The sequence below is a fragment of the Leclercia sp. genome (assembly GCF_036780805.1).
In the GTDB taxonomy this organism is placed as follows: Bacteria; Pseudomonadota; Gammaproteobacteria; order Enterobacterales; family Enterobacteriaceae; genus Enterobacter.
Window position 1 is genome coordinate 39,391 of the sequence record NZ_DAIQCE010000011.1, and the last position, 11,078, is coordinate 50,468.

Genomic DNA, 11,078 nt, shown 5'->3' on the forward strand with positions numbered 1-11,078 from the left:
CCTTTTGATTGTTTTTCATACAATTCAGTTATGACAAAAAATAGCCTGTTATTTTTTGTCTTCGCGGGAGAGCACATGGCGCAACGGGGTGGCGATTTTTGGGTGACGGTCGAGGACATGCGTCAGTTTTATCAGGAAGATGACGACTCGCTGACGCTGGTCTGGATGCTGGAAGGGCAGGCTGAACTGCACACTGAGGAGCGGCATGAAATTCTGCTGGCCGATAGCCTGACGATCCTCAATCGTAACCAGCGCTGGCAGATCGTCGGCGATACCGCAAATATCACCCTGCGCGTGGTGCTTTCCGGGCGCTGGGTGCTGCAGATGTACCCTGATTTTTTTGCCCACGACTATGGCATCCCGCCAGCCGCCGGGGGGATGTGGCCGCAGTGCGATGAGCTACGCCATCTGCTTCGTCAGCTGCTGGTGGTGACGCTGATTAACGATCGGCATCGCTACCGGCTGGAGGCGAACCGCTGGCTCAGCGAGATCCTGTTGCTGCTGACCAGCCGGTTCCAGCAGCCGGCCCGCCAGCGCTCCCGGGAGAGCAATCCGGGCTGGAGCAAACGCATCGTCCGGGTTGTCGAACGTATCAATGCCAGCTACACCCGGCGTATTACGCTCGCTGAAATTGCCGGGAGTGAATTTGTCTCTGAAGCCTGGCTCTCCCGGCTGTTTCGCAAAGAGGTAGGCATCAGTTTTATGCAGTACATCACCACCCTGCGGCTGGAAAAGGCGGCGGAGGCGCTGCATTTGACCCGGCGTCCCTTGCACCAGATCGCCCTTGAGCAGGGTTTTGCCAGCACCCGGATGATGAGCGATCTGTTTCGCCGTCACCACGGCATGACGCCGAGCGAGTTCCGCAAAGCCCGACGTCAGAATCCGGATGTGCCGCTATCCCGTGTCACCCCTCGCCAGCAGTGTCACCCGGTCGCGGTAGACACGCTCTTTAGCCTGCTCAATAAACCGGAAACACGCGGCTGGGAACCCTCGCCGTTACCTACCCATCCGCTTCAGGAGCGGGTGCTGGATCTGCATCAAATCCAGCCGGCGGCCACCGCGCTACGCCACACGCGGCTGGTGATCACCCTGCGTGAACTGGATGATTTGCTGCGGGAGGACGTTCGCCGCCAGCTGGAGAGGCTTGATCAACAGTTCTCCATTCACGGCATTGATATTGCGGAGCCTTTCCTCAGCAGTCGCCTGTTCGCCAGCGGCTGGGACGATCCGCTGATGGCGGGCTATGCCTGCTGGTATAACCTGCATCAGCTGTTTACCTGGCTGGCGCAAAAGCGTTGGACGGTATTACTGCATACGGGATTAACGACCCGCTGCGATCTTCTGGCGCGTTTTCTGCACCAGGCGGTTAACCATTTTTCACCCGATGTCACCGCAGGCTGGCAGTTTGTTATGCACTGGTCGACGCAGGCGAGCGACGCGTCGCGCCAGCAGGTCTGGCAGGCCCAGCGGGCTGTGCTCGGGCAGTTTTTACCGCAGGCAAAATTTGGGGTGTGGCATCGTTTCTCGCCCACCAGCCCGGCGGGCAACGACGCGGCGCTTCTCGGCTCAACGATCCTGATGCAGGCCGATTTCCTGGCCTGCCCGGCAGACGCCAACGAGCTACTCGATCTGGCACAGCTGGATCCGGCCCGCCTCTCCTCGTCGGAAAATTACCCGGTACAGAAGATCCGCCAGATTGTCGCGGCGCTTCGCCAGCGCCAGCTCTCTCTTCCGGTATGGCTGCTGTCGTGGAATACCCTCACCGGCAATACGCGGGCAACCAACGGCTGGTTTTTCCGTGGGGCGCTGCTGATGCAAAACCTGCTCGGACTTTCTGAGCAGGTATGGCTGGCCGGGTTCTGGCTGAATTCGGGTTTGCAGGGAGAAGCCCGCGCCAACAACACCATTGACACCTCAAGCCTGGCGCTGCAGTACAACCACGGCCTTCCGCGGCCAATTTACTGGGTACTGTGGCTATGGAAACGCCTGCGGGGAGAAGTATTGGTCAATGATAAGAACGTGCTGCTGTTACGCCACCAGAACAGCTATCAGCTGCTGCTGCGCAATACTGTGGTGTTCAACCCGCTGCTTTCGAGCGAAGAGGCGTTTATACAGCGTTTTCGCCAGCAGTATCACCTGACGCTACGGGGATTAAGCGGCAGCTGGCGGATCAAATGCCATCTGTTTGACCAGCATAACGGCGCGCTCTATCCATTAACGGAAGCCGTGCGTAGTGAAAGCGGGCCTGATGAAGAGATGTGGTGCTGGATGGAGCATAAAGCGCGTCCCACGCTAACCCTACGCGAAGAACGGCTTCATGACGGCTGGCAAATAACCCAATCGCTGGAGAGCAACGCGCTGGTGCTCTATGAGTTAGCGCCGATTATCACCAGGGAGGCGTGAAGGCTTACTCGCCGCGATAGATGCAGCCGGCGGTGCAGGTCTCTTTGATCATTACCGCGCTCAGCAGTGGCACCAGTGGCTTCATCTCATTCCAGATCCACTTTGCCAGCACTTCGCTGGTCGGATTTTCCAGACCCGGAATATCGTTCAGATAGTAGTGATCGAGGCGGTTATAGGTCGGTTTAAACGCTGCTTTCAGTTCGGAGAAGTCCATAATCCAGCCGGTATGCGGATCGACCTCACCGGTGATCTCCAGGCGCACCATAAAGGAGTGTCCGTGCAGGCGACCACATTTATGGCCTTCCGGGACGTGAGGGAGATGGTGGGCGGCTTCGAAGATGAAATCTTTAAACAGTGTGGTGGACATCATGAACTCTCAAAAATGCGGAAAAAACCGCCGCATAATACCGGAAAGCACCTTTTTTATCATTACCTAAAACGGCCATTCACATCCGGTAGGCTTTAGGTGGCTGCCGAGCTCATTTTTATTGTTAATTTTCATGCGGTTAATTAATCGTTTTTATCGTTAAGAACGATAGTAAAAACAGGTTAGTCCATTTGGTTATTTATTATTTCCATCCCGTCTTTAATTGTTATGATCCTCGCCGTTAACCTTACACTCTGTTCTGTCTTTCAGATAAAAATTCAGCTTTGCTACTGGAACATAACGACGCATGACAACACAGGCCCCACCTTCAAATTTGCTTCCTCTGAACCCGGAGCAACTGGCACGCCTGCAGGCAGCCACCACTGATTTTTCGCCAACCCAGCTTGCCTGGGTCTCCGGTTATTTCTGGGGAATGCTCAATCAACAGCCGGGTGCTGTGGCGAGTGCACCGGTTGCGGCCGTTGAGATCCCGGCCATTACCCTTATCTCCGCGTCGCAAACCGGCAATGCCCGTCGCGTGGCGGAAGCCCTGCGGGACGATCTGCTCGCGGCCAAACTGAACGTGAACCTGGTGAACGCCGGGGATTATAAATTTAAGCAAATCGCGTCAGAGAAGCTGGTTGTCGTTGTGACCTCTACCCAGGGCGAAGGTGAGCCGCCTGAAGAAGCGGTTGCGCTGCATAAGTTCCTGTTCTCGAAGAAAGCGCCAAAACTGACGGGCACCGCCTTTGCGGTCTTTGGCCTCGGCGACTCTTCTTATGAATTTTTCTGCCAGTCGGGCAAAGATTTTGACAGCAAGCTGGCCGAGCTGGGCGGCGAACGCCTGCTGGATCGCGTGGATACCGACGTCGAGTACCAGGCCGCGGCGGCCGAATGGCGCGCGCGTATTGTCGATGTCCTGAAAGCCCGCATCCCTAAAGAGACTCCCGCGCAGGCGGCGGTCACCGCGACTGGCGTGGTCAACGACATTCACACCAGCCCGTACACCAAAGAAGCCCCGCTGACGGCGAGCCTCTCGGTTAACCAGAAAATCACCGGTCGTGACTCTGAAAAAGACGTGCGCCATATCGAAATCGATTTAGGCGACTCCGGCCTGCGCTACCAGCCGGGCGATGCCCTTGGAGTCTGGTATCAGAACGATCCGGCGCTGGTGAAAGAGCTGGTTGAGCTGCTGTGGCTGAAGGGCGATGAACCGGTCAGCGTCGACGGCAAAACCCTGCCGCTTTCTGAAGCGCTGGAGTGGCACTTCGAGCTGACCGTCAACACCGCCAACATCGTGGAAAACTATGCCACCCTGACCCGCAGCGAATCCCTGCTGCCGCTGGTGGGTGACAAAGCCAAGCTGCAACAGTACGCCGCCACCACGCCAATCGTGGATATGGTGCGCTTTGCCCCGGCACAGCTGGACGCCGACGCGCTGACTGGCCTGCTGCGTCCGCTGACGCCGCGCCTCTACTCCATCGCCTCAGCCCAGGCCGAGGTGGAAAGCGAAGTCCACGTCACTCTGGGCGTGGTGCGTTACGACATCGAAGGCCGTGCCCGTGCCGGTGGCGCCTCGAGCTTCCTTGCCGATCGCGTGGAAGAAGAGGGCGAGGTGCGGGTCTTTATCGAGCACAACGACAACTTCCGCCTGCCGGCAAACCCGGAAACCCCGGTGATCATGATTGGTCCGGGCACCGGCATCGCGCCGTTCCGCGCCTTTATGCAGCAGCGCGCCGCCGACGACGCGCCGGGTAAAAACTGGCTGTTCTTCGGCAACCCGCACTTCACTGAGGATTTCCTCTACCAGGTGGAGTGGCAGCGCTATGTTAAAGAAGGGGTGCTGAGCCGCATCGATCTGGCCTGGTCCCGCGATCAAAAACAAAAAATATACGTACAAGACAAACTGCGCGAACAGGGCGCAGAGCTGTGGCGCTGGATCAATGACGGTGCCCACATTTATGTCTGCGGCGACGCCAATCGCATGGCGAAAGACGTTGAGCAGGCACTGCTGGAAGTGATTGCTGAATTCGGTGGCATGGATACTGAATCGGCGGATGAATTTTTAAGTGAGCTGCGCGTCGAGCGCCGTTATCAGCGAGATGTCTACTAATGAGCGAAAAACACCCTGGCCCTCTGGTGGTCGAAGGCAAACTGACTGATGCCGAGCGCATGAAGGTTGAGAGCAACTACCTGCGCGGCACCATTGCCGAAGATTTAAACGACGGACTGACCGGCGGTTTTAAAGGCGACAACTTCCTGCTGATCCGTTTCCACGGCATGTACCAGCAGGACGATCGCGATATCCGCGCCGAGCGTGCTGAACAGAAGCTGGAGCCGCGTCACGCGATGCTGCTGCGCTGCCGCCTGCCGGGTGGCATCATCACCACCAAACAGTGGCAGGCGATCGACAAGTTCGCCCATGACAACACCATTTACGGCAGCATCCGTCTGACCAACCGTCAGACCTTCCAGTTCCACGGTATTCTGAAGAAGAACGTGAAGCCGGTACACCAGATGCTGCACTCCGTCGGGCTGGACGCGCTGGCGACCGCCAACGACATGAACCGTAACGTGTTGTGTACTTCCAACCCGTACGAGTCCGAGCTGCACGCCGAAGCCTACGAGTGGGCGAAGAAGATTTCTGAGCACCTGCTGCCGCGTACCCGTGCCTATGCCGAGATCTGGCTGGATCAGGAGAAGGTCGCGACCACCGACGAAGAGCCGATCCTCGGCCAGACCTATCTGCCGCGTAAGTTTAAAACCACGGTGGTGATCCCGCCGCAGAACGATATCGATCTGCACGCCAACGACATGAACTTCGTGGCGATTGCCGAGAACGGCAAGCTGGTGGGCTTTAACCTGCTGGTCGGCGGCGGTCTCTCTATCGAGCACGGTAATAAGAACACCTACGCCCGCACCGCGAGCGAGTTCGGCTATCTGCCGCTGGAGCACACCCTGGCGGTGGCGGAAGCGGTCGTGACCACCCAGCGCGACTGGGGCAACCGTACCGATCGTAAAAACGCCAAGACCAAATACACCCTGGAACGCGTGGGCGTCGAGACGTTCAAAGAAGAAGTGGAACGTCGCGCAGGCATCAAGTTTGAGCCGATCCGCCCGTACGAATTCACCGGCCGCGGCGACCGCATCGGCTGGGTAAAAGGTATCGATAATAAATGGCACCTGACGCTGTTTATTGAAAACGGTCGTATCCTGGATTATCCGGGCCGTCCGCTGAAAACCGGTCTGCTGGAAATTTCGAAGATCCACAAGGGCGAGTTCCGTATCACCGCCAACCAGAACCTGATCGTTGCCGGCGTGCCGGAAAGCCAGAAGGCGAAGATCGAGAAGCTGGCGCGGGATCATGCCCTGATGGACGCGGTCAAACCGCAGCGTGAAAACTCGATGGCCTGCGTTTCCTTCCCGACCTGTCCGCTGGCGATGGCTGAAGCCGAGCGCTTCCTGCCATCGTTCACCGACAAAGTGGAAGCGATTCTGGAAAAACACGGCATTCCTGACGAACATATTGTGATGCGCGTTACTGGCTGCCCGAACGGCTGCGGCCGCGCGATGCTGGCGGAGCTGGGTCTGGTGGGGAAAGCGCCGGGTCGTTACAACGTCCATCTTGGTGGTAATCGCAGCGGGACACGCATTCCGCGTATGTATCGCGAGAACATTACGGAACCTGAAATTCTTGACTCCATAGACCTGCTTGTCGGGCGCTGGGCGAAAGAGCGCGAAGCGGGTGAAGGCTTCGGCGACTTTACGGTGCGTGCGGGCATCATTCGCCCGGTGCTCGATCCCGCAAGGGATTTCTGGGAGTAAGGTGGCAATGCCCGGTGGCGCTTCGCTTACCGGGCCTACAAAACCGTAGGCCGGGCAAACGCAGTACCGCCCGGCAGAAGTGAGGGGTATATGTCCAGACTCGATCTGAATGTTTTGAACGACCTGCCAAAAGTGGAACGTATTCTGGCCCTGGCGGAAACCAACGCCCAGCTGGAAAAACTGGACGCCGAAGGCCGCGTCGCCTGGGCGCTGGAGAATCTGCCGGGTGAATACGTGCTCTCGTCGAGCTTTGGTATTCAGGCGGCGGTCAGCCTGCATCTGGTGAATAAGATCCGCCCGGACATTCCGGTGATCCTCACCGATACCGGCTACCTGTTCCCGGAAACCTATCAGTTTATTGATGAGCTGACGGACAAGCTGCAGCTGAATCTGAAGGTTTACCGCGCGGAGCAAAGCGCGGCCTGGCAGGAAGCACGCTACGGCAAGCTGTGGGAGCAGGGCGTGGAGGGCATTGAGAAATACAATGCCATCAACAAAGTCGAGCCGATGAACCGGGCGCTGTCCGACCTCAACGCTAAAACCTGGTTTGCCGGCTTGCGCCGGGACCAGTCCGGCAGCCGGGCATCATTACCGGTGCTGGCAATCCAGCGTGGGGTATTCAAGGTGCTGCCGATTATCGACTGGGACAACCGGACCGTATACCAGTACCTGCAGCAGCATGGCCTGAAATACCATCCGCTTTGGGATCAGGGCTATCTGTCGGTAGGGGATACCCACACCACCCGCAAATGGGAGCCGGGTATGGCGGAAGAAGAGACCCGTTTCTTTGGCCTCAAGCGCGAGTGCGGATTGCACGAAGGGTGAGCCCATTTCCTCCCTCTCCCTGTGGGAGAGGGCATCAGGCCGTACTTAGTTTGTAGGCCCGGTAAGGCGTAGCCGCCACCGGGCATGACCTCAGGCTTTCCCCGCTTTCGCCAGCTCTTTCACCAGCGGCAGCATCACCCGCAACACGTCCCGGCTACGGTGTTCGATCCGCTGCGGCAGCGACTCGTCAATGTACTGCAGATTATCCAGCCTGACGTTATGCCAGCTCGTTCCCTGCGGGAAGGCTTTCGACTTCGCCCGCTGCTGATAACCGTCTTTATTACCCAGTGACCAGTTAGTCGCCTCGACATACAGCACCGGGATCCCGGCCTTATCGAAGATTTCACCGTCATTACAGCAACCGGTTCCTTTCGGGTAGTTGGCGTTGCCGCCCGGGTTGGTGGCGGCAAAAATACCCTGGGCACGGGCAATCGCCAGCGCGCGGTCGCGGGTCAATTTGCGCACCGGGGCAGGTGTGGTTTTTCCGCTGTTAAAATAGAGTTTATCGCCCACGATCAGGTTATCGAGGTTGATCACCAGCAGGGTGTTTTTCTTCTCGGCCGGGCTCATACGGTTGAGGACGTTCTCGGCGCCCAGGCGTCCCTCTTCTTCGCCGCTGGTGGCGATAAAGCGGATACTGTACTGGGTGGGAATGCTCTTCAACTGCTCGGCCAGCTCCAGCATCACCCCGACGCCCGCAGCATTATCATCAATGCCCTGTAAGGTGAGACCGCCGAGGTTGTTATCGGCATCGTTGTCGCTCATCGGGGCGTAGGTATCCAGATGCGCCAGGATAATAATTTGTTGTGCGGCTTTACCTTCATGGGCAGCAATCACGGTGCTGCCGGTCACGTTGTGCCAGTTTTTGCTCTGGTTGCGTGAGGTATAGATGTAGCGGCTCTGGAAGGTGCGGATATCGCTCTGATTACCCATTTCGGCGAACTGCTGGCGCACATAGTCAGCGGAGAGCATTTCGGCAGGGGTACCGGTCATGCGGCCCGGGAAAAAGGTCGCAATATGACGCGCCTGCGTCGAGGCGATCTCACCCAGAGGCGGCGTTTTTGCCTGAACGGGTAAGATAAAGCAAACGCCGAGCGCCAGGAGAGCGATACGGTGGCGCATTGCGGAAAACATAGTGAGTCCTTAAAAAATAGAGCAAAATTTTACCGCGCTTAGTATGAAACTGTGACCGCGCTTACACAATTTGAATTGCTCTTAAATGCCCGTAATTACGCATGTTAAGCACTTTTTGATATTTGCTTTTCCAGAGCGTTATTCCATTGAGTAACTACTCATTCCAATTCGTAATTTCATTCGCTCGTAGCCGCCCCCTATAGTCCCACTATTCCTGGTTGTTAGCGAGTTGTAGCATTGTGGATTACCTTCCTTTATTTGCTGACTTAAAAGACCGTCCGGTCCTGGTGATCGGCAGCGGTGAAATCGCCGAGCGCAAAATTGCCTTTTTACATCGGGCAGGGGCGCACGTGCAGGTGGTTGCCGAAACGGACTTTGATGAAGCGCAAATCGACAATGTGATGCTGGTGATTGCCGCAACCGAAAACCGGCCGCTCAACCAGCGCATCTCTGATGCCGCCCGCGCCCGTCACCGTCTGGTGAACGTGGTGGACGATCAGCCTTTATGCTCGTTTATCTTCCCGTCGATTGTTGACCGCTCTCCGCTGCTGGTGGCTATCTCTTCCGGCGGCACCGCGCCGGTGCTGGCGCGTGTCCTGCGGGAAAAAATCGAAGCGCTGCTGCCAACCAGCCTGGGGCGCATGGCCGAGAAAGCCAGCTACTGGCGTAACCATTTGAAAACCCGCCTGACCAGCGTGGCGGAACGCCGTCGCTTCTGGGAGCGGGTGTTTCGCGGCCGCTTTGCCAGCCTGATGCAGGCCGGTAATGAGACGGCGGCGCAGAAGATCCTTGAAGACGAACTGGACAACCCCGGCAGTACGGGTGGAGAGATCATCCTCGTCGGCGCAGGGCCAGGCGATGCCGGACTGCTGACCCTGCGCGGCCTGCAGGTCCTCCAGGATGCGGACGTAGTGTTCTATGACCATCTGGTGACCGATGGCATACGCGAGCTGATTCGTCGCGACGCCGAGCAAATCTGCGTCGGCAAGCGGGCTGGGGAGCACTCTGTTCCGCAGCACGACACCAATCAGATGCTGATTGATGCGGCGAAAGCCGGCAAAACCGTGGTGCGTCTCAAGGGCGGCGATCCATTTATCTTCGGTCGCGGCGGCGAAGAGCTGCAGGCCGCCGCGCAAGCGGGCGTGCCGTTCCAGGTGGTACCGGGGATCACCGCGGCCTCTGCGGTAACGGCCTACGCCGGTATCCCGCTGACGCACCGGGATTACGCCCAGAGCGTCACTTTTGTCACCGGCCACTACAAGGCCGACAGCACCCCGTTCGACTGGACCCACCTGGCCCAGAGCCGTCAGACGCTGGCGATCTACATGGGCACCATGAAGGCGGCGGACATCAGCGAACAACTTATTCGTCACGGGCGCGATGCAGATACCCCTGTGGCGGTGATATCCCGCGGCACGCGCGTCGATCAGCACGTGGTGACCGGCACATTACAACACCTTGCAACCCTGGCGAAAGACGCCCCAATGCCCGCCCTGATCGTGGTGGGGGAAGTGGTGCAGCTGCACAGCACGCTCGCCTGGTTTCAACACACTACCGACACGGAAGGGTTTGGCTCTTCTGTTGTAAATTTGGCTTAAGGAACGGTTATGGATCAAAAACGACTGACTCACCTGCGGCAACTCGAAGCGGAGAGTATTCATATCATCCGCGAAGTGGCCGCCGAGTTCGCTAATCCGGTAATGATGTACTCCATCGGGAAAGACTCCAGCGTCATGCTGCATCTGGCGCGTAAAGCCTTTTATCCGGGTACGCTGCCGTTCCCGCTGCTGCACGTGGATACCGGCTGGAAATTCCGCGAGATGTACGAGTTCCGTGACCGCACCGCGAAAGCCTACGGCTGCGAACTGCTGGTGCATAAAAACCCGGAAGGGGTGGCGATGGGTATTAACCCGTTCGTGCACGGCAGCGGCAAACACACCGACATCATGAAGACCGAAGGGCTGAAGCAGGCGCTGAACAAGTACGGCTTTGATGCGGCCTTCGGTGGCGCCCGTCGCGATGAAGAGAAATCCCGCGCCAAGGAGCGTATCTACTCCTTCCGCGATCGCTTCCACCGCTGGGATCCGAAGAACCAGCGCCCGGAGCTGTGGCACAACTACAACGGCCAGATTAACAAAGGCGAAAGCATTCGCGTCTTCCCGCTCTCCAACTGGACCGAGCTGGATATCTGGCAGTACATCTATCTGGAAAATATTGAGATCGTTCCACTGTACCTGGCGGCTGAACGTCCGGTACTGGAGCGCGACGGCATGCTGATGATGGTGGATGACGATCGTATCGATCTCCAGCCTGGCGAAGAGATCAAACAGCAGATGGTGCGCTTCCGTACCCTCGGCTGCTGGCCGCTGACCGGCGCGGTGGAGTCCAGCGCGCAGACGCTGCCGGAGATCATTGAAGAGATGCTGGTGTCGACCACCAGCGAGCGACAAGGGCGCGTGATTGACCGCGACCAGGCAGGCTCGATGGAGCTGAAGAAACGTCAGGGTTATTTCTAAGGAGCCGC

Annotated in this window: 8 protein-coding genes; 6 read left to right on the top strand and 2 right to left on the bottom strand. The window is 58.0% G+C overall.

The features are described 5' to 3' along the window. Window positions 1–75 precede the first annotated feature (75 nt). On the top strand, window positions 76–2,403 hold the full coding sequence (locus V7Q49_RS19320) for a helix-turn-helix domain-containing protein (protein WP_333854480.1): 2,328 nt from the start codon (window positions 76–78) through the stop codon (window positions 2,401–2,403). Between the two features lie 4 nt (window positions 2,404–2,407). Here the strand turns inward: V7Q49_RS19320 and queD are convergent, their stop codons facing one another. Beyond that, on the bottom strand, window positions 2,408–2,773 hold the full coding sequence (queD, locus tag V7Q49_RS19325; RefSeq protein ID WP_333854482.1) for a 6-carboxytetrahydropterin synthase QueD: 366 nt from the start codon (window positions 2,771–2,773) through the stop codon (window positions 2,408–2,410). A gap of 304 nt (window positions 2,774–3,077) precedes the next feature. Here queD and cysJ point away from each other — a divergent pair, with 304 nt between their 5' ends. The 3 genes from cysJ to cysH all read left to right on the top strand — a co-directional run bounded on the left by cysJ (window position 3,078) and on the right by cysH (window position 7,420). After that, window positions 3,078–4,883, top strand: a complete 1,806-nt coding sequence (gene cysJ, locus V7Q49_RS19330; RefSeq protein ID WP_333854484.1) for an NADPH-dependent assimilatory sulfite reductase flavoprotein subunit — start codon at window positions 3,078–3,080, stop codon at window positions 4,881–4,883. Beyond that, entirely contained in the window at window positions 4,883–6,595 is a 1,713-nt protein-coding gene (gene cysI / locus V7Q49_RS19335) for an assimilatory sulfite reductase (NADPH) hemoprotein subunit (protein ID WP_333854486.1), read from the top strand. The genes cysJ and cysI overlap by 1 nt, the downstream gene beginning before the upstream one ends. A 90-nt stretch (window positions 6,596–6,685) precedes the next feature. Continuing rightward, the gene (gene cysH, locus V7Q49_RS19340; RefSeq protein ID WP_333854488.1) at window positions 6,686–7,420 is read left to right on the top strand and encodes a phosphoadenosine phosphosulfate reductase; all 735 of its coding nucleotides are present in this window, start codon (window positions 6,686–6,688) and stop codon (window positions 7,418–7,420) included. Window positions 7,421–7,510: 90 nt separating this feature from the next. Here the strand turns inward: cysH and V7Q49_RS19345 are convergent, their stop codons facing one another. Further along, on the bottom strand, window positions 7,511–8,554 hold the full coding sequence (locus tag V7Q49_RS19345; RefSeq protein ID WP_333854490.1) for an aminopeptidase: 1,044 nt from the start codon (window positions 8,552–8,554) through the stop codon (window positions 7,511–7,513). Between the two features lie 239 nt (window positions 8,555–8,793). Between V7Q49_RS19345 and cysG the strand changes: the two genes are divergently transcribed. Together cysG and cysD are read left to right on the top strand one after the other, a co-directional pair. Then, window positions 8,794–10,152, top strand: a complete 1,359-nt coding sequence (gene cysG / locus V7Q49_RS19350) for a siroheme synthase CysG (RefSeq protein WP_333854492.1) — start codon at window positions 8,794–8,796, stop codon at window positions 10,150–10,152. A gap of 9 nt (window positions 10,153–10,161) precedes the next feature. Then, entirely contained in the window at window positions 10,162–11,070 is a 909-nt protein-coding gene (gene cysD, locus V7Q49_RS19355) for a sulfate adenylyltransferase subunit CysD (RefSeq protein ID WP_333854494.1), read from the top strand. Window positions 11,071–11,078 lie beyond the last annotated feature (8 nt).

Bases quoted from the DNA above. Each gene is read 5' to 3' on its own strand.
- V7Q49_RS19320 (WP_333854480.1), top strand. From the start codon at position 76: ATGGCGCAACGGGGTGGCGATTTTTGGGTGACGGTCGAGGACATGCGT.
- queD (WP_333854482.1), bottom strand. From the start codon at position 2,773: ATGATGTCCACCACACTGTTTAAAGATTTCATCTTCGAAGCCGCCCAC.
- cysJ (WP_333854484.1), top strand. From the start codon at position 3,078: ATGACAACACAGGCCCCACCTTCAAATTTGCTTCCTCTGAACCCGGAG.
- cysI (WP_333854486.1), top strand. From the start codon at position 4,883: ATGAGCGAAAAACACCCTGGCCCTCTGGTGGTCGAAGGCAAACTGACT.
- cysH (WP_333854488.1), top strand. From the start codon at position 6,686: ATGTCCAGACTCGATCTGAATGTTTTGAACGACCTGCCAAAAGTGGAA.
- V7Q49_RS19345 (WP_333854490.1), bottom strand. From the start codon at position 8,554: ATGTTTTCCGCAATGCGCCACCGTATCGCTCTCCTGGCGCTCGGCGTT.
- cysD (WP_333854494.1), top strand. From the start codon at position 10,162: ATGGATCAAAAACGACTGACTCACCTGCGGCAACTCGAAGCGGAGAGT.